Origin of the sequence: Burkholderia singularis, assembly GCF_900176645.1 — a bacterium.
In the GTDB taxonomy this organism is placed as follows: Bacteria; Pseudomonadota; Gammaproteobacteria; order Burkholderiales; family Burkholderiaceae; genus Burkholderia; species Burkholderia singularis.
In genome coordinates this window covers 1-23196 of the sequence record NZ_FXAN01000061.1, presented here as the reverse complement: position 1 = coordinate 23196, position 23196 = coordinate 1, and the positions used below count along the sequence as shown (strand labels likewise).

Annotated in this window: 20 protein-coding genes, 3 pseudogenes and 1 other annotated feature; of the genes and pseudogenes, 15 read left to right on the top strand and 8 right to left on the bottom strand. The window is 67.2% G+C overall.

The features are described from left to right. Positions 1-231 precede the first annotated feature (231 nt). From BSIN_RS13105 to BSIN_RS13075, 7 genes and pseudogenes are all read left to right on the top strand, one after another. Entirely contained in the window at positions 232-639 is a 408-nt protein-coding gene (locus BSIN_RS13105; protein ID WP_089340832.1) for a BON domain-containing protein, read from the top strand. 27 nt (positions 640-666) lie between these two features. Continuing rightward, positions 667-1695: an SDR family oxidoreductase gene (locus BSIN_RS13100; RefSeq protein WP_089340831.1), complete on the top strand. Its 1029-nt coding sequence runs from the start codon at positions 667-669 to the stop codon at positions 1693-1695. A 48-nt stretch (positions 1696-1743) separates the two neighbouring features. Beyond that, positions 1744-2043: a DUF2795 domain-containing protein gene (locus BSIN_RS13095; RefSeq protein WP_059519718.1), complete on the top strand. Its 300-nt coding sequence runs from the start codon at positions 1744-1746 to the stop codon at positions 2041-2043. Positions 2044-2103: 60 nt separating this feature from the next. Beyond that, positions 2104-2679 carry a hypothetical protein gene (locus BSIN_RS13090; RefSeq protein ID WP_089340830.1) on the top strand — a complete coding sequence of 192 codons (576 nt, stop codon included), beginning with the start codon at positions 2104-2106 and terminating at the stop codon, positions 2677-2679. Positions 2680-2812: 133 nt separating this feature from the next. Beyond that, positions 2813-3670: an SDR family oxidoreductase gene (locus BSIN_RS13085; RefSeq protein WP_089340829.1), complete on the top strand. Its 858-nt coding sequence runs from the start codon at positions 2813-2815 to the stop codon at positions 3668-3670. Between the two features lie 61 nt (positions 3671-3731). After that, positions 3732-4338: pseudogene (locus BSIN_RS13080) on the top strand (DUF4142 domain-containing protein). A 59-nt stretch (positions 4339-4397) separates the two neighbouring features. Beyond that, the gene (locus BSIN_RS13075) at positions 4398-5009 is read left to right on the top strand and encodes a hypothetical protein (RefSeq protein ID WP_089340828.1); all 612 of its coding nucleotides are present in this window, start codon (positions 4398-4400) and stop codon (positions 5007-5009) included. 247 nt (positions 5010-5256) lie between these two features. Here the strand turns inward: BSIN_RS13075 and BSIN_RS13070 are convergent, their stop codons facing one another. Next, positions 5257-6561, bottom strand: a complete 1305-nt coding sequence (locus BSIN_RS13070) for an NRAMP family divalent metal transporter (protein WP_089340827.1) — start codon at positions 6559-6561, stop codon at positions 5257-5259. Further along, positions 6558-7220, bottom strand: a complete 663-nt coding sequence (locus BSIN_RS13065) for a UdgX family uracil-DNA binding protein (protein ID WP_089340909.1) — start codon at positions 7218-7220, stop codon at positions 6558-6560. The genes BSIN_RS13070 and BSIN_RS13065 overlap by 4 nt, the downstream gene beginning before the upstream one ends. A 258-nt stretch (positions 7221-7478) precedes the next feature. Here BSIN_RS13065 and BSIN_RS13060 point away from each other — a divergent pair, with 258 nt between their 5' ends. Both BSIN_RS13060 and BSIN_RS13055 read left to right on the top strand, forming a co-directional pair. Next, complete coding sequence (locus BSIN_RS13060) at positions 7479-7928, top strand: response regulator (RefSeq protein WP_069235832.1); 450 nt, start codon at positions 7479-7481, stop codon at positions 7926-7928. A 220-nt stretch (positions 7929-8148) separates the two neighbouring features. Beyond that, a complete protein-coding gene (locus BSIN_RS13055; RefSeq protein ID WP_089340826.1) occupies positions 8149-9606 on the top strand; it encodes an RNA polymerase factor sigma-54 in 1458 nt (485 codons plus the stop codon). 53 nt (positions 9607-9659) lie between these two features. On the opposite strand, the gene BSIN_RS13050 is transcribed toward BSIN_RS13055, so the two are convergent. After that, entirely contained in the window at positions 9660-10934 is a 1275-nt protein-coding gene (locus BSIN_RS13050) for a phosphatidylserine decarboxylase family protein (protein ID WP_089340825.1), read from the bottom strand. 181 nt (positions 10935-11115) lie between these two features. Then, positions 11116-11753, bottom strand: a pseudogene (locus BSIN_RS13045) (MgtC/SapB family protein). A gap of 192 nt (positions 11754-11945) precedes the next feature. On the opposite strand from BSIN_RS13045, the gene BSIN_RS13040 reads away from it, so the two are divergent. Together BSIN_RS13040 and BSIN_RS13035 are read left to right on the top strand one after the other, a co-directional pair. Continuing rightward, a complete protein-coding gene (locus BSIN_RS13040) occupies positions 11946-12188 on the top strand; it encodes a DUF6566 family protein (RefSeq protein WP_089340824.1) in 243 nt (80 codons plus the stop codon). A 71-nt stretch (positions 12189-12259) separates the two neighbouring features. Then, positions 12260-12967, top strand: coding sequence for a succinate dehydrogenase/fumarate reductase iron-sulfur subunit (locus tag BSIN_RS13035; protein WP_089340823.1), 708 nt, complete (start codon positions 12260-12262; stop codon positions 12965-12967). A gap of 3 nt (positions 12968-12970) precedes the next feature. Here the strand turns inward: BSIN_RS13035 and BSIN_RS13030 are convergent, their stop codons facing one another. The 4 genes from BSIN_RS13030 to BSIN_RS13010 form a co-directional block, all read right to left on the bottom strand. Next, positions 12971-13645 carry an HAD family hydrolase gene (locus tag BSIN_RS13030; RefSeq protein ID WP_089340822.1) on the bottom strand — a complete coding sequence of 225 codons (675 nt, stop codon included), beginning with the start codon at positions 13643-13645 and terminating at the stop codon, positions 12971-12973. A gap of 604 nt (positions 13646-14249) precedes the next feature. Beyond that, positions 14250-16091, bottom strand: coding sequence for a thiamine pyrophosphate-requiring protein (locus tag BSIN_RS13025; protein WP_089340821.1), 1842 nt, complete (start codon positions 16089-16091; stop codon positions 14250-14252). A gap of 205 nt (positions 16092-16296) precedes the next feature. Continuing rightward, entirely contained in the window at positions 16297-17859 is a 1563-nt protein-coding gene (locus BSIN_RS13020) for a glycoside hydrolase family 10-like protein (protein ID WP_089340908.1), read from the bottom strand. Positions 17860-18243: 384 nt separating this feature from the next. Further along, positions 18244-19143 carry a LysR substrate-binding domain-containing protein gene (locus tag BSIN_RS13010; protein WP_089340820.1) on the bottom strand — a complete coding sequence of 300 codons (900 nt, stop codon included), beginning with the start codon at positions 19141-19143 and terminating at the stop codon, positions 18244-18246. Positions 19144-19383: 240 nt separating this feature from the next. On the opposite strand from BSIN_RS13010, the gene BSIN_RS13005 reads away from it, so the two are divergent. From BSIN_RS13005 to BSIN_RS26495, 4 genes and pseudogenes are all read left to right on the top strand, one after another. Then, positions 19384-20565 (top strand): branched-chain amino acid ABC transporter substrate-binding protein, encoded by a 1182-nt coding sequence (locus tag BSIN_RS13005; protein WP_089340819.1) that lies wholly within the window; start codon positions 19384-19386, stop codon positions 20563-20565. A gap of 35 nt (positions 20566-20600) precedes the next feature. Continuing rightward, positions 20601-21161, top strand: a complete 561-nt coding sequence (locus tag BSIN_RS13000) for an L-2-amino-thiazoline-4-carboxylic acid hydrolase (protein ID WP_089340907.1) — start codon at positions 20601-20603, stop codon at positions 21159-21161. Then, positions 21154-22428 (top strand): M20 family metallo-hydrolase, encoded by a 1275-nt coding sequence (locus tag BSIN_RS12995; RefSeq protein WP_089340818.1) that lies wholly within the window; start codon positions 21154-21156, stop codon positions 22426-22428. Before BSIN_RS13000 ends, BSIN_RS12995 begins: the two co-directional genes overlap by 8 nt. A 136-nt stretch (positions 22429-22564) precedes the next feature. Continuing rightward, a pseudogene (locus BSIN_RS26495) lies at positions 22565-23115 on the top strand (transposase); the annotation flags it as partial. Continuing rightward, positions 22867-22983: a sequence feature (AL1L pseudoknot), on the top strand. Its footprint overlaps the pseudogene before it by 117 nt. Positions 23116-23196: the final 81 nt, after the last annotated feature.

Here is a 23196-nt window from a genome sequence, read left to right as displayed (position 1 = left end):
CCGCGCCGATGGGCCCCGTTACGGGTGTCGTCGGCAATTCGCATGCCTGGCGCGCGGCGGGGAAAACGGCGTGCCGATGCGCCGAAAAATTTACAACGCGTTGGATGAAAGGGCGTCTTATCGCGCCGCGCGACGCTGGTGCCGCGCACCGCGCGCGGCACGCGGCTTGCGCCGAGCGGATGACACCGCCGGCCATGCCGGCTTCGAATCGACACACGAAAGGAGGTCACGATGAAGGTATTTCCGCTGCAAGCCCGCTTCCCGCGCTTTCCACGATTTCGCCGTCCGCGCGCCGCGCGCGCCGGCATGGCGCTCGCGCTCGCCGCGGCGGCGGTGTGCACGGCAGCCGCGCCGAACGTGCTCGCCGCCGGCAACGACGCGGCGGCGGCATCATCGGCGTCCGGTTCGACGGCCGGCGCCGCGATCCGCGACACCGCCATCACGGCCAAGGCGAAGGCCGAACTGGCCGGCGCGAGCGACCTGTCGGCCGGCGATATCCATGTGAAGACGCGCCACGGCGTCGTGACGCTGACGGGCAGCGTGCCGCACGAGCAGCAGCGCACGCAGGCGGTCGACATCGTCAGGAAGATCGACGGCGTACAGGACGTGCGCGACCAGTTGACCATCCGGCCCAAATAACCTCGGCGCAGCCAAAGGAGTTCAGTGATGAAGTGCATGCTCAAACCGGTCGGCGAGCAGACGATCGTGATCACCGGCGCCACCAGCGGCATCGGCCTCGTGACCGCGCGCAAGGCTGCCCGGCGCGGCGCGAAGCTGGTGCTGTTCGCGCGCAACGGCGACGCGCTGAACGCGCTGTGCGACGAAATCCGCCAGCACGGCGGCGTCGCGGTGCCGGTGGCCGGCGACGTCGGCAATCTCGATGACGTGCAGCGCGCGGCCGCCCAGGCGTTGCAGACCTACGGCGGCTTCGATACGTGGGTCAACAACGCAGGCGTGTCGATCTTCGGCCCGGCGGCGGCGGTGCCGCTCGAGGATCAACGCCGGCTGTTCGAAACCAATTTCTGGGGCGTCGTGCACGGCTCGCTCGTCGCATCGGACCATTTCCGGCGCGACAGCAATTTGCGCGGCGGCGCGATCATCAACATGGGCAGCGAGGCGTCCGACGCGCCCCTGCCGCTGCAAAGCGCCTATGTGGCATCGAAGCACGCGGTGAAAGGCTTCACCGATTCGCTGCGGCTCGAGCTGGAGGCCGACCGTCTGCCGGTGTCCGTCACGCTGATCAAGCCGGCCGCGATAGACACGATGTTCGTGATGCACGCGAAGAACTACATGAACGTCGAAGCGAAACTGCCGCCGCCGGTCTACGACCCGGCGCTCGTGGCCGACGCGATCCTGTACGCGGCCGCGCATGCGCGGCGCACACTGTTCGTCGGCGGCGCCGCGAAATTCACGTCGGCGAGCGCCTATCACGCGCCGCACCTGTTCGATCGCGTCGCGGCCGCGCTGTTTTCGCGCGGGCAGCGCACGCAGCGGCCGGCCCGCCCGCGCGACGACAACGCGCTGTACGAATCGCGCCGCGCGCTGCACGAGCGCGAAGGGATGGACGGGCCGGTGCTGCGCGGCTGCGCGTACAACGCGGTGGTGCAGCGGCCGAAGATCGCGGGCGCGCTCGCGTTGGGCGCGGCGGCGCTGATGGTCGCGGCGCGCGCACGTTCGCGGCGCGCGCCGACGTAACGGCGCCCGCGCGCGCCTGTTTTCCGTTTATTTCCGAAGGAGGATTCCATGACATCGCGACAACATACTGGCCACGAACACAGCCACGCGCGCGCGCACGAAGGCGAGCGCACGCAGCAGGACCACGACAAGGGCGGCCACCAGACCGGGCACGGCAAGCCGCCGAGCCCCGTCGACGTGCAGAAGGCGCTCAAGGGAATGGACTATCCGGCGAGCAAGGCGGACGTCGTGCAGTGCGCGCGGCGCTCGCACGCGGATCGCGACGTGCTGGAGATGCTCGAGCAGATTCCCGATCGCGAATACGCCACGCCGGCGTCGGTATCGAAGGAACTCGGGCGGCTGATGTGACGGCCGCGTGCGCCGTGCCGCGCGCGGCGCACGACCGTCACGAGGAGCATGAGCATGAGCATGGCGATGATCGTCACAGGCCGTTTCACGACGTTCGACGAGGCCGAAGGCGGGGCGCGCCACCTTTACGAGCGCGCATTCGGCCCGCAGGACGTGTCGATCTTTTTCCTGAACCCCGGCGGCCAGCATGCGCGCTTTCCGATCGGCGGCGACGTGTACGCCGACACGGCGGCCAAGCCCGGCGGGCGCGGCGCGGTGCTCGGCGCGCTGCGCGGGCTGCTGATCGGCGTCATCGCCGGGATGAGCGTCTATGCGCTCGGTCTGCGCTACTGGTTCGTGCCGGCCGCCGGTGCGCTCGCCGGTGCGTATCTCGGCGCGTTCGGCGGCGCGCTCGGCCGGATGCGCGGCGAGCGCTCCGAAGGCAAGGGCATGCTTGAGAGGAGCGAAACCGGCGTGATCCTCGCCGCGCGCGTGACGCCGGCCACGGCCGCGGCCGCGGAGGACGTGCTGCGCGCGAGCGGCGCGCTGTCGATCGAGTGTGTCGAAGGCGAGTGGCAGGACGGCGAATGGCGCGACTTCGACCCGGTGCGCCGGCCCGGCGGCGCCACGACGCGCGGCCAGCGCGGCCCGCGTTGAGCGCGGCGCGGGCGCACGCGTCGCGCGGCAGCCCCCGCAACCGGGCGCCGCTCGGGGCGACGCGCGCGGCACGCCGTTTGCGACAGTGCATTCGACGCAGTTTTCCCACCTGTTCCGTTCAAGGAGGAACCCCATGACCACGGCAAAAACCCTGCCGCCCCAAAAGCAGACGCATCAGCCGGGCGCCGAGCGGGACATGCATTCGAAGCCGCATGACGAAGCGGCCGACTACACCGGCAGCGGCAAGCTTGCCGGCAAGGTCGCGCTCGTGACGGGCGGAGACAGCGGGATCGGCCGCGCGGTCGCGATCGGTTTCGCGAAGGAAGGCGCGGACGTCGCGATCCTCTATCTGAACGAATCGGACGATGCCGCGCACACGAAAAAGCTGATCGAGCAGGCCGGGCGGCGGTGCGAGGCGATCGCATGCGACATCGGCGATCGCCAGCAGGTGCGCGACGCCGTCGCGCGCACGGTCGAACGGCTGGGCGGTTTGGACGTGCTCGTGAACAACGCGGGCGAACAGCATCCGCAGCCGCGCATCGAAGACGTGACCGAAGCGCAGCTCGAACGGACGTTCCGCACCAACGTGTACGGCATGTTCTTCTGCACGCAGGCGGCGCTCGCGCACATGAAGGCGGGCGCGCGCATCGTCAACACCGCGTCGGTGACGGCGTATCACGGCAACCCGAAGCTGCCCGACTACTCGGCGACGAAGGGCGCGATCGTTGCGTTCACGCGCTCGCTGTCGACCGAGCTGGCCGAGCGCGACATCCGCGTAAACGCGGTGGCGCCGGGCCCGATCTGGACGCCGCTGATCCCGTCGGCCTTCACCGCCGAGCAGGTGTCGGAATTCGGCTCGAACGTGCCGCTCAAGCGGCCGGGGCAGCCGGACGAGCTGATCGGCTGTTACGTGCTGCTCGCCTCCGAAGGCGCGAGCTACATGACGGGGCAGACATTGCATCCGAACGGCGGCTCGATCGTCGGCGGTTGACGGTCAGGGGACAGCCATTGGACAGCGATGGCGGCTATTGACCCAAGCAAGGAGAACGCGCATGAAACAACGCCACTGGACACTCGCGGCGCTGGCCGCAACGGTGCTGAGCGCAGCGGGCGCCGCCCGCGCGCAGATGCCGAGCGAGCCGCCCGCGTCGAATTCGCAGGTGCCGGGCGGCCTGGGCAAATCGTCGCCGGGCGTCGCAGCCGGCGGTTCGGACGCCGCGCAGGCGGTGCACGACGACGCGCAATTCGTCCCAGGCCGCGATCGCCGACAAGGCCGAGGTGCAGGCGAGCCAGCTTGCGCTGAAGCAGGCGCAGTCGGCCGACGTGCGCGCGTTCGCCAAGCGCATGCTCGCCGATCACGGCAAAGCGAACGCCAGGCTCAACGAGATTGCGGCGCGCCAACGCATGAAACCGCAGGCCGAACAGATCTCGGACCCGGACGTCGACGCGCTGCGCGGCAAAGCGGGGCGCGACTTCGACGTCGCCTATCTCGCGGCGGCCGGCCCCGGCGCGCATCGCAAGGCGATCGCGCTGTTCGAAGGCGAGGCGCGCAACGGCCGGCGCGCGCCATTGCGCGCATTCGCGACATCCATGCTGCCGACGCTCGAGCATCACCTGAGCATGGCGCAAGCGCTTCAGCGCAAGGTGGGCGCGCCGTGACGCGCGCCCGGTTCAACCCCTGGGCCGCATACGCGGCCCGCTTTTTCGGAGAAGCAGCCATGGCCCAACGCCAATCGAAGCACGAAGGCATCGTCGAACTGCTCTGCCAAGCTTACGAGACCGAGCTTGGCGGCGCGAAGGTCTACGAGGCCGCACTCCAGTGCGCGACCGACGAGGATCTGCACAACGAATGGGAAAAGTATCACCGCGAAACCTTGCATCATCAGCAGGTGCTGCGCGGCGTTTTCGAAAAGCTCGGCCTCGATCCGGATGCGCAGTCGCCAGGGCGCAGCGCGGTGGCGATGACCGGCGAATCGCTGGTCGAAGTGATCGAGCACGCGAAGAAGCACGCCGATCCGGGCGTCGCGCAGGTGGTCGCGGCCGAGTGCGTGGTGCTCGCCGAAACCAAGGACCATCTGAACTGGGAGCTGATCGGCTATGCGGCGAACCAGCTGCCCGACAGCGACGCGGCGAAGGTGCTGAAGGCTGCGCACGACGAAGTGGAAGCGGACGAGGATCATCACCTGTATCACACCCGCGGCTGGGCGCGCGAGATGTGGATCGAATCGATGGGCTTCAAGGCCGTGTTGCCGCCGCCCGAGGAAGTGAAGAAGGTCGAATCGGCGGCCGACGCGGCGCGCGCGGAACGCTCGCGCGGCAAGATGATGTAACCGGCGCGGCAGCCGGGCGGCGCCGCACACGCGAACGCCCGGTTGGCCGCTTTCGGATTTGCGCGCTTTCGCGGCGTTGCGCTTGCTGCTTGCTGCTCGGCGCATGGTATTCGGGTCCTTCCCGCGTTCTTGCGCTCTTGTCTTTTCGCGGTCTCACGGTGCCATGGCGCCATGGTCAGGCCCGATTGCCCCGTTCGATGGTTCCCGGCGCACCGGCGGCGTCATACGCGGCTTGTCATACGCGGGCTCAGGTCAGCATATCGACGATCATCGTGATCACCGATGCTGCCATCAGCACGACCGCACACCATCCGAACACCTTCGATGCGGGGCCGCTGCCCGGCTGCCCGGTCACATCGCGCCGCTGCGCGAGCAGCATCACGAGCACGAGCATCGGCACCGCCGCGATGCCGTTGAGCACGGCGCTCCAATACAGCGCCTTGATCGGATTGAGCGGGCTGAAGCAGATCGCGATGCCAGCGACGACGCACAACGTCAGTACCGCATAGAACGCCGGCGCGCGGCGTACCGGTTCGTTCAACCCTTCGCGCCAGCGCCACGCCTCCGCGCAGCCGTATGCGGCGCTGCCCGCGAACGCGGGAACCGCGAGCAGCCCGCAACCGACGATGCCGAGCGCGAACACCACGAACGCCGCGTTGCCGGCAATCGGCCGTAGCGCCTCGGCGGCCTGGGCGGTCGAGCCGATGTCGTGCTTGCCGTGCGTGAAGAACACCGCAGCGCCGATCGCCATGATGCAGAACGACACCGCGTTGGTCACGACCATCCCGGTCCACGTGTCGAACGTGATGCGCCGCCCGGTCTCGCGGCGCGCGCCGGGCGCGCGGACGGCATCGCCGTTGCGCCGCTCGGCCGAGATTTCCTCGACTTCCAGCGCCGCCTGCCATACGAACAGGTAAGGGCTGAGCGTCGTGCCGAGCACCGCGACCGCGGTTGTCGCATACGCATGCGTGAACGCGATATGCGGCAGCACGATCGCCTGCAGCAGGCTGCGCCAGTCGATATGCACGAACGCGAGTTCGAGCACGTAGGCGCTCAGCCCGAGCGTCATCCATTTCAGCCAGCGCGCGTAGCGATCGTAAGGCAGCAGCACCTGCAGCGCGAGCGACGCGATCCCGTAGACGGGCGCATACCAGTAGCTGCGGCCGCCGACGACGAGCGCCGTCGCGTCGCCCATCGCGGCCAGATCGGCGCCGACGTTCACGACGTTGACGACCGCCACCATCGCGATCAGGCATTTGGCCAGCCGCTCGGAGTAGTGCTCGCGGATCGCTGCGACGAGCCCTTCGCGGTTGGCACGCCCGATGAACGCAGACGCGAGTTGCACGGCCACCATCATCGGCAGCGTGACGACGATCATCCACAGCATGTGAAAACCGAACTGGCTGCCGGCCTGCGCATAGACGGCAACGTTGCTGGGGTCCGCGTCCGATGCGCCGGCGAGCAGGCCGGGACCGAGCCGCTTGTACCACGGTTTCGTGGCGCTCGGCGCGGTTGCCGCCGGTTGCGGCACGTTGCCGCGCAGTTCGCTCATTCGGCGTCTCCGCGGGCGCGCCGCGCGCCGCCATGGCTTAGCGCCAGGCGCGCCGCGGTGCGCAGCGCGTCGACGAGCACGCGGTAGGCGCGCTCGCGCGAATCGGCGCCGCGCGTGCGCAGCACATACGACGGGTGATAGGTCGCGACGACCAGATAGCCCTCGCCGGTTTGCACCGGTATCGGCGTGCGCTCCAGCGTCGCGTCGTTGTCGCGCAGTACCGCGCGCAGCGCGGTCGCGCCGAGCGCGACGATCACGCGAGGCGCAAGCGCATCGAGTTCACGCTCGAGCCAGTAGCGGCACGCGGCCACCTCGTGTTGCGCGGGCGTTTTGTGCAGCCGCCGCTTGCCGCGCGGCTCCCATTTGAAGTGCTTGACCGCATTGGTCAGATAGACGCGCGCGCGGTCGATGCCGGCTTCGTCCAGCGCGCGAGCGAGCATGCGGCCGGCCGCGCCGACGAACGGTACGCCCGTGCGATCTTCCTGGTCGCCCGGCTGCTCGCCGATCAGCATGATCCGCGCGTCGGCCGGCCCCGCGCCGGGCACCGGCTGTGTCGCGCGTTCCCACAGCGTGCAGCGGCGGCATGCGTCGAGCGTCGCGGGCGCGTCGCCGCCGTCGGCGGGCGATTGCTGGGGCCTTGCGCGCGGTTTGAGCGTCATGCGATACCTGCCGGCGGCACGCGGGCGGTGCCGGCGCTCGCTGCCGCGCGCCTGTGTGCCGCTCGGCCGCGCACCGGCGAACCGGTTGCGTGACGGGCTTGCAAGGACTGCATCGCGTGCATCGGCGGCTCCCATATCGACGATGCCGGACACGCAGCAACCGGCATGCCAGCCGGCGGCAGCCGAGCGGAGCAGCCGAGAGTCGATATGGGTGTGCGGTTTGCGCCGGTGCCGCATCCGCTTACCGGGAGAATGCCGATGCCTGCCACCCCCACCGACGATCCGTCCGACGGCGACGTGCTGTTGTGGCGCGCACCCGCCAGCGTGCCGCCGCGCCCACGCCGCGTGCTGGTTGTCGACGACTATCGCGACGCGGCACACGCGCTGCAATTGCTGCTCGACGCACGCGGCTTCGAATGCCGCGTCGCCGACGATCCGCGTGCCGTGTGCGACCTCGCGCGCGACTGGCAGCCGTTCGCGGTCGTGCTCGACATCGCGATGCCGGTCCTCGACGGTCTGCAACTCGCGGCGCGCCTGCGCAGTGATCCGCTCACCGCCGACATGCTGCTTATCGCATGCAGCGCGCTCGCGTCGCAGCGCGATCGCGAGCGCGCGCGGCAAGCCGGTTTCGATGCGCATTGCGCGAAGCCGCTGACGCCGCACCGGTTGTTGCGCTATCTGGAATTGGCGAGCGGCGGCTCGCGATGATGCGCGCCCGCGCGGGCGCGTTACATGACGCTTGTAAAACGGCGCGGGCGGCGCGGTGCGGTGCTTAGTGTTGCCAGCGCTTGTAAAAAAGCACCTGCCGAGACCCGCGACGACGGCGCACGAACTCTCCGGAGCCGCGCCCGGCGGGGCTTTGCTGTCCTGGCATGAATGCTGCGTAGATTCATGCATACCAACTGCGTACATGGTCAGGAGGGCATTGATGTCCGTCACGCTTGCGCTCCAGATGCGGCAGCATCTGGCACTCACGCCGAGGCTTCAGCAGTCGCTGCGTCTGCTGCAGTTGTCTTCGCTCGAATTCCAGCAGGAATTGCGTCACGCGCTCGACTCCAATCCGTTTCTCGAAGACGGTCAGGGCGACGACGAGATCGTCGCGCACGCACCGGACGGCGCGGCCGAAACGGCTTCGGCCGAACCGCCGCCCGAGCACGACGACGCGCGCGCGCCGGACGGGAACGTATCCGGCGAGATGATGCGCGAGGTGCCGTATACGGCCGCACCCGCGCCGCGCGGCCCGAGCCGCCTGGGCGACGACGCCGGCGAGCTGTCGCCCGGCGAGTGGATGGCGGCCGAGCCGTCGCTGCATCAGCACCTGCATGACGCGCTGCGCCTCTATCCGCTGAACCGGCGCGACCGTGAGGCCGCGCGCCTCGTGATCGACGCGCTCGACGACGACGGCTATCTGCGTCAGGAACTGCCGGAGTTGCTCGTGGCGGCCGATCCGGCGCTGCTGCTCACCGAGCAGGATCTCGCGGTCGCGCTGCGGCTCGTGCAGATGCTCGAGCGGCCGGGAATCGCGGCGCGTTCGCTGTCCGAATGCCTGCTGTTGCAACTCGACGCCATGACTGCCGGCACGCCTGCGCTTGCCGAGGCGAAGGCGATCGCGCGTGAGCACCTCCAACGCCTCGCGCGCCGCGAGACGGCCGAAATCCAGCGGCGCCTCGGCTGCAGCCAGCAAACGATGCAGGCCGCTTGCGCGCTGGTGCGCGGGCTCGACCCGCGGCCCGGCAATCATTACGGCAGCACACGCGGCGACTACGTGGTGCCCGACGTGATCGTGCGCCAGGTGCGCGACGAATGGATCGTGACGATCAACCCGGCGGTGCTGCCGCGCGCGCGGTTGCACGAACGGTATGCGACACTGTTCGCGCAGTCGAGCGGCGAGCGCGATTCGCCGCTTGGTCAGCAACTGCAGGAAGCGCGCTGGCTGATCCGTAACGTGCAAAAGCGGTTCGACACGATCCAGCGTGTGGGCGAATGCATCGTAGCGCGGCAGCGCGATTTTTTCCGTTACGGCGAGATCGCGATGAAGCCGCTCGTGCTGCGCGACATCGCGGAAGAACTCGGCCTGCACGAATCGACCATATCGCGAGCCACAGGCAACAAGTACATGGCCACGCCGCACGGCACGTTCGAATTCAAGCATTTCTTCCCGCGCAAGCTGGAGGCGGCCGGCCGCGGCGTGTGCTCGGCATCGGCCGCGAAAGCGCTGATCCGCGACATGATCGCCGCCGAGCGCTGCACGCAGCCGCTGTCCGACGTCGCGCTCGCGCAAAACCTCGCCGGGCGCGGCATTCTGCTCGCGCGCCGCACCGTCACGAAATACCGGCAGGCGATGAAGATTCCGCCGGCCGAACTGCGGCGGCGCGATGCCGCGTGACAAGGGGTGGCGGCCGGGCCGGGCATGGCGCGTCCGAACGGCCGCCGCACGCGTCAGGCGGTGCGATCGCGCGCCGCGCCGCGCGCGATCGCCACTGGCGCGTTGACCTGCACGAGCGGCGGTTCGCCGTCGAACGGCGGTGCATACAGGAAGCGATCGATGGCGCCGGGCTCGAACAGCAGGCAGTACGTCGAGCCGCCGTACTGGAAATAGCCGATCTCGTCGCCCTTGTCGACACGCTGGCCCGGCATGACTTCGATCACGCACGACGACACGTCACCCATGCCGACGAATACGGCCGCTACCGTGCCGATTCCCGGATCGTCGGCCGCGATCGCGACGATCGCGCGCGTGGCCACCGCCGTCGTATACCCTTGCGAGTCGTTGAGCCCGGCCGGGTCGGGGCCTTCGGCCTCGGCAATCGAGTAATACGTGCCGTCGACGCGATACGCATGCGTGAGCGTGCCGCGCACCGGCGCATGCCAGCGGTGGTAGTTGTATGCGCTGAGATACGCCTGGTACAGGTCGCCGCCGACGAAGCGTTTGGCCAGCGGCAGCCGCCTCGGCGTGAAAATGTCGCGCAGCGAGTACGGCTGGCCCTTGATCCAGAACGAATCGCTCAATTGCACATGGTTCGCGCAGTGATACGGCGACGCTTCGCACGCGCTGACGATCACATGCGCATCGTCCGGCGCCGCGACCGGGCGCGCGCCCGCGCGAAAGCGCCGCGTGAAGAAGTCGTTCCACGAATCGAAGCCCCAGTGCGGTTTGTCCTGTCGATACTCGAATTGCGACAGGCCCAGGCGCTGGCGCGCTGCGTCGCAGAACCAGCCGTCGGGCGCCGACGTATCGAGATGCGCACGCGAATGCGGGCCGCCGAGGAAATCGCACCATACGTTCAGCACGCGCTTGAGATGCGCGTTGAGCGCCGCATCGCGAAACACCGCATGGCCCGACGGCATGCACATCGGCCAGTCGAGGAACGCGTTCAGCGGGCATACGATCAGGCTCGATTCGCTGAACGGCGGCGTGTACGTCATCAGGTAATCGATCACCGTCATCAGTTCGCCGATCGACGTATAGCCGAGCCGATGGCCAGATTCGAGCGCCTCGTCGATCGCGCGCGTGAGGCCCATGCGCAGCAATGCGTTGTCGTCGAACAGGCGGGCGAGTTTCTGTACCGCAGGCGTGCGCAGCCGTTGGCCGGCATGCGCGCGTGCCTCGCCCGCGATTTTTTCACGGTACGCAGCCATGTGCGATTCCTCGCTGGCCATCCATCCGCCAAGGCGACGGCGTGTGGCGGGCGGCGTGCTGCGGTCTGTCGACATGATTCCTCCAGCGGGGGGTGCAAAAGGGGTTGTCTTTGTCATACGGGCCGCCGCGGCAACACGCTTGTCTGCCGGCGGCAGGCCACGCCTGCGCGCGGCGAGCCGGCAGCCAGCGCCGTCTGGCTCACGCGAAATGCCGCGACGAGGTGTCGGGGCAGCAGGCGCGCACGCAGGCGATGCGCTACAGCGTCCGGCAGATCGCCGCAAATTCCGCTCCGCTCGTGCGCGAGAACGAAACCGAGATATCGTCGGTGTCCGGGTCGTCGTCCGACTGCTGGACGATGAACCGCTTCACGCGCACGCGGCCGGTGCCGAGCGCGTCATGCAGCGTGCCGAGCGTCAAGCCGCCGCGCTCCACGACAAGCCGCAGCGTGCGCTGCTGCCGCCGGGCGATGAAGCGGCGCTCGAGCGGCTTCACGCCTGCGAGGATCGTCAGCACGATCGCCGTCGCGCCGATCGACGCGACATACATGCCGCCGCCCGCCGCGAGGCCGAACCGGCCACCGTCCAGAGGCTCGCGGCCGTCGTCAGCCCGCGCACGACTTCGCCGCGCAGCAGGATCGAGCCGGCGCCGAGAAAGCCGATGCCCGACACGACCTGTGCCGCGACCCGCGACGGGTCGAGCACGACGCCGCTTTGCCCGTGCACGTCCTCGAAGCCGAAAATCGACACGAGCATCACGAGTGCCGAGCCCACGCAGACGAGCATGTGCGTTCGCAATCCGGCGGCCCAGTTGAGCCGCTCGCGTTCGAGCCCGATCACGCTGCCAAGCAGCGCGGCGAGCAGCAGACGTCCGAGGAGTTCGGCGTGGCCGATCATCGTGGCCTCCCTTTGGATGGATGGCGTATCTGAGTGGCGTACCTGAGCGGTTCGATGCACCAAAGGAATGCAAGGCGCGTGCCGGACGGCGAAGGGCGGGCACGGCGCGTGCGCGCAGGCCCGGCGGCGTGCGCGGCGATCATGCGGCGCGCATTTTTTTCATGTCATCGCAGATAAGCACAGGAGGCCAATATGCAGCATCAACCGGACGCACCGGCCCGCGATTCGTATCGCGGCCACGAGATTCGCGTATGGGCGCAGCCCAACGGGCGCGGCGCGTGGGCCGACGAGGTGCAGGTGTATGTCGGCGGCGCGCGCATCGAACTCGTGGTGCCGGAATCGGCCAATCCCGAATGGCTGACCGAGGAAGAGGCGCTGCGCGCGGGCGTCGAGCGCGGGCGCTATCTGGTCGACAAGCGTCTCGACGACGACTGAGCCGGCCGGCACGGCGCTTGCGCGCCGCATGTCGTGAGAACCGCATGCCGGCGCCGCGCCGGGGAGGACAGATGAACGATCCGCGCACGCTTCATATCTACCGCTACGACCCCGATCGCGATGCGGCGCCGTACATGCAGCGCTACGAGATCAGCGTGAACCCCGACGACCGGATGCTGCTCGACGTGCTCGGGCGTCTGAAGCGCGACGACGAGACGCTGTCGTATCGGCGTTCGTGCCGCGAGGGGATCTGCGGCTCGGACGCGATGAACATCAACGGCCAAAACGGGCTCGCGTGCCTGACGAACATGACGGCGCTGCCGCGCGAGATCATGCTGCGGCCGTTGCCGGGGCTGCCGGTGGTGCGCGATCTGATCGTCGACATGACCGATTTTTTCAATCAGTATCATTCGATCCGACCATATTTGATCAACGATACGCCGCCGCCCGAGCGCGAGCGGCGGCAATCGCCGCAGCAGCGCGACCAGCTCGACGGGCTGTACGAATGCATCCTGTGCGCGTGCTGCTCGGCAGCGTGCCCGAGCTACTGGTGGAACCCGGACAAGTTCGTCGGGCCGGCCGGGTTGCTGCAAGCTTACCGGTTCATCGTGGATTCGCGCGATCAGGCGACGGCCGAGCGGCTCGACAATCTCGAGGACCCGTATCGGCTGTTTCGCTGCCGGACGATCATGAACTGCACGCACGTATGCCCGAAGGGGCTGAATCCGACCAAGGCGATCGCGCAGATACGCGCGATGCTGGTCAGGCGAACCGTTTAGGCGCTACGGCCGCGCGGCAACCTCGTCGAGATGCCACAGCAGGTCGGCCGGATCGTCATACACGCGCAGCGCCCCCGCGCGTTCCAGTTCGTCGCGGCCGTATCCGCCCGACAGCAGCCCGACGCCGAGCGCACGGCAGCGGCTTGCGGCAAGCATGTCCCAGATGCTGTCGCCGACCACCACCGTATGCTCGATCGGCACGTTGAGTTTCGCGGCGGCGCTCAGGAACAGGTCCGGGTCCGGCTTCGCGTACTTGACCTGATCGCGTGTGATGACCACGTTCTTCGCCGGATCGACGCCGAGCGCGTCGAGATTGACCGCCGCCGTCTCCATCCGCCCGCTGGTCGCGATCGCCCAGCGTATCCCCGCGCCCGACAGCGCGGCGAGCAGATCGCGCGCGCCCGGCAGCGGACGAACCTGTTCGCGCAGCCGCTGGTACGCGGCCGCGTGCAGCCGCGCCAGCCGCTCGACGCGTTCGGCGTCGATGTCGCCGGCCGTCTCGCGCAGCAACTGGTTCAGGAACAGGCCGCCGCTCATCCCGATCTTGCGGTGAATGCGCCACACCGACAGCTCGATGCCTTCGGCATCGAGCGCTTCCTTCCACGCGAGCACGTGCTGATAGACGCTGTCGACGAGCGTGCCGTCGAGATCGAACAGAAACGACGTTTCAATGCGCATGGGAATCTCCTGGCCCGACGAGGGTCGGGCGAACCGTCCGTGAACCTATCCTTCGATACATTATCGGCGCGCGGGCGGCCCGGCGCCATCTTCCGGCGGCACGGCAAGCGCGGGGCGGCGCATGTCGTGGCCGCAAGCCGGCGCGCCCATACCGGGCGGGGCCGCTCGCGCATATCGGCGAGAGCCAGGGCGGTGCTGTGGGCGGTGAGGGGCGCACCGCGGCGTCGACTGGGTGTCCGTCCGTCAGCCCGTCAGCGCGGCGCGCGATGATACGCCGCAATATGAGGCGATACATGGCGACATCCGGCATGGAGGCGCCTGCGGGGCAGCATGCCACCGCTCATTGGTGAAAGTGGGAAGTACCGAATGTGGGGACCGTCGCGAATGCGGATGCGAACCGGCCCCCGCCGCGCGAGCGTTCATGCGTGCGCGCGGCGCGATGCCGGTATCGCGCGGCTTACCTGCGAATCGCGCGCGCTGCACGGGCTCATCGGCGCGACACCGGCACTCGCATTGGCTGGCGACGGGCGGCAGGCCGCCGGCACAGGCCCACGCCCGGTACGGTTCGACGCGACGCGACACGTGCGCCGCGCCGTCCCACCGATCATTCCCGACGACTCGTTTCCCCGTCCTTGCGTGCGCCCGCGCCGTGTTCGCCGTTGCCCGGCAGCACGCCCGACAGCACCTGCCGCGCGGTTTCGACGATCACGTTCGCTCCGCGCGCGTCGCCCTTGAGCAGCGTTTCGGCGAAATGCCTCGCCTGCTGAAGCGTCACGTGCGGCGGCAGCGGCGGCACCTCGGGGTCGGTCTTCACTTCGAGCACCACCGGGCGGTCCGACGCGAGCGCCTCGTCCCACGCAGCGCCGAGCTGCTCCGGATCGTCGACGTAGATGCCTTTCAGCCCGAGCAGCGACGCGAAGCGCGAGTACGGCACGTCCGGAATCTGCTGCGACGCGTCGAACTTCGGATCGCCTTCCATCACACGCTGCTCCCACGTGACCTGGTTCAGATCCTCGTTGTTCAGCACCATGCAGATCCAGCGCGGATCGGACCATTTGCGCCAGTACTTCGAGACGGTGATCAGCTCGGCCAAGTTGTTCATCTGCATCGCGCCGTCGCCGGCTATCGCGATCACCGGGCGCGCCGGATGCGCGAATTTCGCGGCGATCGCATACGGCACCGCCGCGCCCATCGATGCGAGGCCGCCCGACAGCGACGCCATCATCCCGCGCCGCATCATCAGATCGCGCGCATACCAGTTTGCGCAGGAACCCGAATCGCTCGTCAGGATGACGCCGTCAGGCAGGCGCGGCGACAGTTCGGTGAACGCGCGCTGCGGATTCACGCCACGGCCGGGGCTGGCCTTGGCCGCCGCGCGCGCGGCGAGCGTGTCGCGCCAATGCGCGTTCCATTTCGCGATCCGCTCGCGCCATCCCGTGTCGCTGCGCGCCTTCAGCAGCGGCAGCAGCGCGCGCAGCGTCTCGGCGCTGTCGCCGACGAGATTGACCTCCATTGGATAGCGCAGGCTCAGCATGTCGGCTTTCAGGTCGATCTGCACGCCGCGCGCCTGGCCTTCCTTCGGCAGGAATTCCGAATACGGGAAGCTGGAGCCGACCACCAGCAGCGTGTCGCATTCGGTCATCAGCTCGTAGCTGGGACGGGTGCCGAGCAGCCCGATCGCGCCGGTCACCCACGGCAGATCGTCGGGCAGCGCGGCCTTGCCGAGCAGCGCTTTCGCGGCGCCCGCGCCGAGCCGGTCAGCCACCGCGATCACCTCGTCGCACGCGTGCAGCGCGCCCGCGCCCACCAGCATCGCGACCTTCGCGCCTGCGTTGAGCACGTCGGCCGCGCGCTGCAGATCATCCGCGTAGGGCACGACCTTCGGCGGCGTGTAGCCGAGCCCGGAATGCACGGTGCCGTGTGCGCGTTTCGGCGGCGCATAGTCGAGCCTTTGCAGGTCGTTCGGCAGCACCAGCGCGGTGACCGTGCGCGCGCCGAGCGCAGTGCGCACCGCTCGGTCGACCAGATGGCGCACTTGGCCGGGCACCGTGGCAAGCTGGACGAATGCGCCCGCCACGTCCTTGTAAAGCGCCGGCAGATCAACTTCCTGCTGGTAGTGCCCGCCAAGCGCCGCGCGAGCCTGCTGGCCGACGATCGCGAGCACCGGCATATGGTCGAGTCGCGCGTCGTACAGGCCGGTCACGAGATGCGCGGCACCGGGGCCCGAAGTCGCGACACACACGCCAAGCTCGCCTGTAAATTTTGCATGCGCGGATGCCATGAAGGCCGCCATTTCCTCATGGCGTGCCTGGATGAATTCGATCTTGCCGCCGGCCCGGTCGAGCGCGCCGAAAAAGCCGTTGATGCCGTCGCCCGGGTAGCCGTACACGCGGCGCACGCCCCAGTCGTACAGCCGCTCGACGATGAAATCCGCCACTGTCGCCATGCCGTTCCTCCTTGATTCGCGATGGGCCGAAGCCGATGAGCCGCGCGACGCCGCTCGGCGGCACGTGGCCCTGCGGGGCGTCGCGCAAGCGGCGTGCCGCGCGGGCGGGGCGGGCACGGCGGTTGCATGCCGACGCAGCACAGCTTGACGAGATTGAGGCCGCCCGGATGGCGCGCCGGCTCGAGCGCGATGCTCGAATGTGCCCTCAGCGGCTTGCCGGTGTCGCCGCAATGGGCGGGCTCTCATTCCAGAGGCGGTCTAGCGCCGTGACCGAGTACACATATTCAGAACCCGGACGCGCTTCGACATCGAGATAATCGGTCTTCCTGACGGTCGAGATCAAATGACGCGCATCGAGGTCGCGGCGCGTATCGTGCGTTGCATCGTGGCGATAAATCGCGTATGACACCGTGTCGGCCGAGCCTGCTTGCCATTTCAACGCGATGCCATCGGAGGTCCGCTTCGCATGCAGATGCGCCACTGCGAGCGGCGGCGCCGCTTTGATCCATGGCATGGTCGGCACGAGCGCGGGGCGCGAATACCAGGCACGGCCAAGCCTCGACATCGCCCCGAGCGGGTCCGCACGAACGCTCTTCGCGGAGAAATAGACGTTGCCTTTTATTTCTGGAAACCTGAAATTGAACGCAAGGTGATTGTCGAGTTCGGCAGGGTCCGCCCATCCAGCAGATTGAGTCGATGCCCCGACCTTGTAAGCCGCCTGGCCGATATAAAGGTGCGCGCGCGACCTTCGAACCTGTTCCGCCCACCACGGCACGACCTTGTCATAGTCCGCGGGTGGAAAGCCCTGCGCCCAGTAGACCTGCGGAACGATGTAGTCGAGCCAGTTTTCGCGCAGCCAGCGGCGCGTGTCGGCATACAGATCGTCATACGTTTGCGCGCCGGCCGAGGTTTGCGAGCCCTGTGGGTCGGTGCTGGCGTTGCGCCACACGGCAAACGGCGAAATACCGAACTTGACCCAAGGTTTTGCCGCCTTGATGCGTTGTGCGAGCGTTTCGAGGAACACGTCCACGTTATGACGGCGCCAGTCGGCGAGCGTCGCGAAACCCGCACCGTATCGCATGTAGGCCGCCGCGTCGTCGAACGTTTGGTCCGCGATCGGATACGGATAGAAGTAGTCGTCGAGATGGACGCCGTCGATGTCATAACGGCCGACCGCGTCCATGATCGCGTCGATGATGTGCTCGTAAGCGGCGGGTATGCCGGGATTGAAATAAAACTGATTGCCGTAACGCACGAGCCAGTCGGGATGCAGGCGCGCGGGATGCGTCGGTGCGAGCGCATCGAGATCGGTGGTTCTCGTCGCACGGTATGGGTTGAACCACGCATGAAATTCGAGATTGCGCCGATGTGCCTCGGCGAGCGCAAATGCGAGGGGATCGTAGCCGGGATCGGCGCCTTGTGCGCCGGTGAGGAATTCGGACCACGGCGTGAAAGGCGATGGCCAGAACGAATCTGATACCGGCCGCACTTGCAGGATCACCGCGTTGTAATTCAGCCGAACCGCCTCGTCGAACCACTCGCGCAGTTCGGTTTGCTGTTCGGCGACCGAGAGCCCTGGTCGGGAAGGCCAGTCGATGTTCTTTACCGAGGCGATCCAGAAGGCGCGAAATTCCCGCTTGGGCGTCGCGCCGGGCTGCGCGATCGTTTGGCCATCGCCTCCGCATGCGGATAAAGCCGGGAGCAGCAAGGTGGCGCCGGAATAGAACAAGAATTGACGTCGACTCGATAAAGAACCCAAGCTTGTCATAAGCATTCCTGTATTTCTTTGCCGAACGAGGTCGACTTGAAAATCATTTTTTCATCATACCTTACACACCATTTAGCAGCGGATTGCAGGCCGGCCGTCTGACCGGCATGCTCGAACAGATTGGCTGGAGCGCTGGAGCTTTTGGGCAAGCCGCGACCACTGCGCATCGTGTGCGTGATTCGCACCGACAGCCAGATCAGGCTTCGTCGAGCCCCACCTTACGAGACCGTGTCTTCCGTTGAAGCCGGGTTTCGCCGGTATGCGCTTGATGTCGGTCTCGGTAGTGTTGCTTTTCACCCCGAGTTCACTGCCATTTCGCAAAACGTATTGCCTGCCGGCAAGCGCAACACACCCTGTGCCGTTTCGGTGATGCTCAACGCATCTTCAACGCGTTTTCACCGACGCCAGCAACCATTGCGCGAGCCGCTGCGCGCCGTCCGGCATTTCGGCATCGGCGCGCCAGCAAAGGTAGTAATGCCGCCCGTCGTTCAGTTCGTGATCGAAGAGCTTGCGCAACGCGCCCGACGCGAGCTCGCGCGAAATCAGCGGCGCGCGCATGAGTGACGCGCCCAGATCGGCGAGCGTGGCGCTCAGCGTGAGCTGGCCGTCTTCGAAGAGCGGCCCCTCGATGCGCGCCACGTGGCGCACGCCGGCGCTTTGCAGCCAGTTTGCCCACGTGCTGCGGTCCTCGTCGTGAACGAGCGGCACACCCGCGAGATCCGCTGGTTTGCCCAGCGGTCCGTGGCGCTGCAAAAAGCGCGGCGTGCACACTGGCACAACCGCGCCCGACATAAGCGGCGTGCTCGTGTAGCCGATCCAGTCGCCGGTGCCGAAGCGGATCGACAAATCGGCGGCATCGCTGCGGTAATTGCGGTGGTTCGCGTAAAGCACCGTCACGTCCACGTCTTCATTGGCCGCGAGAAAGTCGTGCAGCCGGGGAATGAACCAGCCCATGCCAAAGAGCGGAATCAGACTGATCGTGATCTGACGCCGCGACGAGCGCTCGCGCACGAACCCCGTGGCGCTGCGCAACACCGAAAACGCCGCGCTGATCGAGCGATAGTAGTCACGGCCTTCGTCGGTGAGCACGAGCGCGCGGCCGCGGCGAATCGTCAACGGCGTTTGCACGAACGATTCGAGCAATTGCAGCTGATGGCTTACCGCCGAGGCCGTGATTTCGAGTTCGCGCGCGGCGGCCGCGACCGAGCCATGACGCGCGAACGACTCGAACGCGCGCACCGCGCGCAGGGGTGGATCGTCGGCGATTAGTTGAAATTTATTCATGTATCGAATTATATCGAAAGGTGCGTGGCACGAATGTTTTCTGGATTTTTCTTATAAAACATCCACTTAATCATGATGATAAGGTTCGGGCATATCGATCGAACCAAACGTGATTTAAATCGCCGCACACAAAAGATTAATCTTTTTCACTATTCAACGCTGCGCGCCATCAGCCTTCGGGGCGGGCCTGCATGCGTGTCAATAGCGCCTCAATACAGAGGCTCATCGGAATCGGTCGACATGACAAAGAAAGCTCTGCCGTTGCCGGTCGCCGCGCTTGCGGTGTCGCTTTTCACGGGCCTTGCGCATGCCCAGGACGAACAGGTGGTGCTGATCGGGCTTGCCGCGCCGCTGACCGGCGCATCCGCGCGCATCGGCAAGGATCTGGAAAACGGCGCACGGCTCGCCGTCGACGACGCCAACGCGAAGCATCCGACCATTGCTGGCAAGCCGGTGATCTACAAGCTCGTGAGCGCCGACGATCAATCGGATCCGCGCACGGCCGTGACGGTCGCGCAGCAACTCGTCGATCGTCACGTGATTGGCGTGATCGGCCACTGGAACACCGGCTGCAGCGTGCCGGCCGCGCGCGTATATCACGACGCCGGCATCGCGCAGATCGCGCCGGCCTCGACAGGCCATCAATACACGCAGCAGGGCTTCGACACCGCGTTTCGCATCATGGGCCACGACGACGACGGCGGCGCATACACCGGCGCGTATGCGGTGAAAACGCTGAAGGCGCAGCGCATTGCCGTGATCGACGATCAGAGCGCGTTCGGCGCGGGACTCGCGAACCAGTTCATCAAGGGCGTGCAGGCCAACGGCGGCACGGTGATCGATCGCCAGTACATAACCGACAAGACACTCGATTTCAGCGGCGTGCTAACGGCCATCAAGGCGAAGCGTGCCGACTTGATCTTCTTCGGCGGCCTTGATGCCCAGGCCGCGCCGCTCGTGCGCCGCATGCGTCAATTGCATATTCAGGCGCCGCTGCTTGGCGCGGGCGGCTTCGTGAGCCAGACTTTTCTCACGCTGTCCGGGCCCTCGGGCGAAGGCGTGACGGCGCTGGAACCGGGCCGTCCGCTCGATCGCATGCCGGGCGGCGCGGCGTTCGACGCGCAGTACCGCGCGCGCTGGCACGCGCCGATCGAGCTGCACGCACCGTTTGCCTATGACGCCGCGGCGACGCTGATCGCCGCGACCCAGCAGGCCAATTCGGTTGTGCCGAAAAAGATAGTGGCCGCACTGCGCACGATTCGCCGCAACGGCGTGACTGGCGCGATCGGCTTCGATGTGCAAGGCAACCTGCTGGATCCCGCCTATACGATTTATCAGGTGAAGGACGGCAAATGGGCCGTGGTGGACGTGCTCGGCGGCGGCGTGGCCATGAAGACCCTTGTGAAGACCGCCGCCCGCTGAACCCGATGATGCAACGACGTAACGAGGAGACGAAGATGACAGAGCAACAGCGCGAAGGCGTCGCGGACGGGATTGGCGTGAACGGCGAGACGCTCGGCATTCTCGCGCGCCGGCGCATCGAAGCGGAAATCATCAAGCCGATCTACGAGATCCTCAAGCGCGATTGCGGCATCGAGCGCGCGCAAGCGGTGATCGCCGAGGCCGTGCGCGGCGCGGCGATCGATGCGGGCCGCCGGTTCGCGGCGCGCGAGCCGAACGGCACGAGCGTCGCGTCGTTCGCCGCGCTTCAGGTGCTCTGGGAAAAGGACGACGCGCTCGACGTGCAAACGCTGCGCATCGACGACGAAGCCTACGATTACGACGTGCATCGCTGCGCTTATGCCGAGATGTATCACGCCATGGGCCTCGGGGAAATCGGCCATCTGCTGAGCTGCGCACGCGATGCCGAATTCATTGCGGGCTATGACCCGCGCATCGCCCTCACGCGCACGAGCACCATCATGCAGGGCGGCAAGCGCTGCGATTTCCGTTACCGCATGCGCGACGCGAAGCCGGCCGAAGCAGGGGAATCGGTGCAGGAGCGCGCCGATGACTGAGCGCTCGCGACATCGCGCATGGGCTCCGAGCGCGTTGCGCGTGAACGGTGCGCGGCTGTGGGATTCGCTCGAACGCATCGCGCGAATCGGCGCGACGCAGAAGGGCGGCGTGTGCCGCCTCGCGCTCACCGAGCTCGACCGCGAAGGGCGCGACCTGTTCGTGCAATGGGCGCGCGACGCCGGCTGCACGATTCGCGTCGACAAGATGGGCAACATCTTCGCGCGCCGCGCGGGGCGCAATCCCGGTGCCGCGCCGGTGCTGACGGGCTCGCACGCCGACACCCAGCCTACCGGCGGCCGCTACGACGGCATTTATGGCGTGCTGGGCGCGCTCGAAGTGATCCGCGCACTCAACGACGCAGGCGTGCAGACCGAGCATCCCGTGGAGGCCGTGATCTGGACTAACGAGGAAGGTTCGCGCTTCGCACCGGCAATGATCGCGTCGGGCGTTTATGCGGGCGTGTACACGCTCGAATACGGGCTCTCGCGCACCGATGCGTCGGGCACGACGATAGGCCAGGCGCTTGCGCAGATCGGCTACGCCGGCGATGAGCCGGTGGGCGGCACACCGGTGCACGCCGCTTACGAACTGCACATCGAGCAGGGCGCGATTCTCGAGCGCAGCGGCAAGACTATCGGCGTAGTCACGGCGGGGCAGGGGCAGCGCTGGTACGAGATCGAATTCGTCGGCGTGGACGCGCACGCGGGCACCACGCCGATGGACCTGCGCCGCGACGCGCTGGCCGGCGCGGCGCGCATGATCACGTTCGTCGAGGCGCTGGGGCGCCGGTACGCGCCGCACGGGCGCGCCACGGTCGGCATGATCGAGGTGAAGCCCAATTCGCGCAACACCGTGCCGGGGCACTGTTTTTTCACGGTGGAGTTTCGCCATCCGGATTCGGCCGCGTTGGCCGAACTCGATGCGCAATTGCGCGCCGAACTTGCGCGCGTGGCCCAGGACGCGCAGCTTGGCCACAAGATCACGCAGATCTTCGACTACGCGCCCGTGCCGTTCGCGCCTGAGTGCATCGACGCCGTGCGGCGCGCGGCCGTGACGCTGGATTTGCCGTATGCCGACATCGTGTCGGGCGCGGGCCACGACGCCTGTTATCTCGCACGCATCACGCCCACGGGCATGATCTTCGTGCCGTGCATCGACGGCGTCAGCCATAACGAAGCCGAGGCAATCACGCCCGAGTGGGCCGAGGCTGGCGCCAACGTGCTGCTGCAGGTGGTGGTGGAGAGTGCGTTGGGACTTGCGAAGTAATTCGCTCCGAAGGCACGGTCAAGAACAAGGCGGTCTATCTGGCTGTCGCTGATGGCCGATAGCAGCCTGATTGCCACTGAATCGCCCCGGAAATGTAGGAGACTTCGGATCTTGGCTGTAACGGGAGATTTGAAGCATGGAAAGCGAAGGCAAGACAAGGAAGCCCACCGGGACGCGATATTCGGATGAGGTCCGTGAGCGAGCGATCCGGATGGTGCTTGAACACCAACACGAGTATCAAACGCAGGGGGCGGCGATCCGTTCGATCGCCTCGAAGATGGGGATGTCACGCGAGACGCTTCGCAACTGGATCATTCAGGCTGAGCGCGACCGAGGCCAACGAGCTGGCGCGACAACTTCGGAGCTCGCGCGTCTGAAGGAACTGGAGCGCGAGAATCGTGAACTGCGCACGGCCAACGAGATCCTGCGGAAGGCCTCCGCATATTTCGCGCAGGCGGAGCTCGACCGCCGATCGAAGCCATGATCGCGTTCATCGATGAGCATCGCGACGTCTACGGTATCGAGCCGATCTGCCACCTGCTGCCGATCTCGCCGTCGACGTATTACCGGCACGCTGGGCGGCGCAGCGATCCGGAGCAATGGCCAGCACGAGCGCGTCGCGACGCTGAACTGAAGGCCCTCATCCGGGCGGTCTGGGAGGAGAACTTTGGCGTGTATGTTTTGCGGCTCGCCCAGTCCACTACCGCCGTCAGGTACACGAAGCCGCGAGACATCGGAATGTAGGTCGTGTCCAGCGCCCACACCTGA

Coding starts and splice junctions, on each gene's coding strand:
- BSIN_RS13105 (WP_089340832.1), top strand. CDS start 232: ATGAAGGTATTTCCGCTGCAAGCCCGCTTCCCGCGCTTTCCACGATTT.
- BSIN_RS13100 (WP_089340831.1), top strand. CDS start 667: ATGAAGTGCATGCTCAAACCGGTCGGCGAGCAGACGATCGTGATCACC.
- BSIN_RS13095 (WP_059519718.1), top strand. CDS start 1,744: ATGACATCGCGACAACATACTGGCCACGAACACAGCCACGCGCGCGCG.
- BSIN_RS13090 (WP_089340830.1), top strand. CDS start 2,104: ATGGCGATGATCGTCACAGGCCGTTTCACGACGTTCGACGAGGCCGAA.
- BSIN_RS13085 (WP_089340829.1), top strand. CDS start 2,813: ATGACCACGGCAAAAACCCTGCCGCCCCAAAAGCAGACGCATCAGCCG.
- BSIN_RS13075 (WP_089340828.1), top strand. CDS start 4,398: ATGGCCCAACGCCAATCGAAGCACGAAGGCATCGTCGAACTGCTCTGC.
- BSIN_RS13070 (WP_089340827.1), bottom strand. CDS start 6,561: ATGAGCGAACTGCGCGGCAACGTGCCGCAACCGGCGGCAACCGCGCCG.
- BSIN_RS13065 (WP_089340909.1), bottom strand. CDS start 7,220: ATGACGCTCAAACCGCGCGCAAGGCCCCAGCAATCGCCCGCCGACGGC.
- BSIN_RS13060 (WP_069235832.1), top strand. CDS start 7,479: ATGCCTGCCACCCCCACCGACGATCCGTCCGACGGCGACGTGCTGTTG.
- BSIN_RS13055 (WP_089340826.1), top strand. CDS start 8,149: ATGTCCGTCACGCTTGCGCTCCAGATGCGGCAGCATCTGGCACTCACG.
- BSIN_RS13050 (WP_089340825.1), bottom strand. CDS start 10,934: ATGTCGACAGACCGCAGCACGCCGCCCGCCACACGCCGTCGCCTTGGC.
- BSIN_RS13040 (WP_089340824.1), top strand. CDS start 11,946: ATGCAGCATCAACCGGACGCACCGGCCCGCGATTCGTATCGCGGCCAC.
- BSIN_RS13035 (WP_089340823.1), top strand. CDS start 12,260: ATGAACGATCCGCGCACGCTTCATATCTACCGCTACGACCCCGATCGC.
- BSIN_RS13030 (WP_089340822.1), bottom strand. CDS start 13,645: ATGCGCATTGAAACGTCGTTTCTGTTCGATCTCGACGGCACGCTCGTC.
- BSIN_RS13025 (WP_089340821.1), bottom strand. CDS start 16,091: ATGGCGACAGTGGCGGATTTCATCGTCGAGCGGCTGTACGACTGGGGC.
- BSIN_RS13020 (WP_089340908.1), bottom strand. CDS start 17,859: ATGACAAGCTTGGGTTCTTTATCGAGTCGACGTCAATTCTTGTTCTAT.
- BSIN_RS13010 (WP_089340820.1), bottom strand. CDS start 19,143: ATGAATAAATTTCAACTAATCGCCGACGATCCACCCCTGCGCGCGGTG.
- BSIN_RS13005 (WP_089340819.1), top strand. CDS start 19,384: ATGACAAAGAAAGCTCTGCCGTTGCCGGTCGCCGCGCTTGCGGTGTCG.
- BSIN_RS13000 (WP_089340907.1), top strand. CDS start 20,601: ATGACAGAGCAACAGCGCGAAGGCGTCGCGGACGGGATTGGCGTGAAC.
- BSIN_RS12995 (WP_089340818.1), top strand. CDS start 21,154: ATGACTGAGCGCTCGCGACATCGCGCATGGGCTCCGAGCGCGTTGCGC.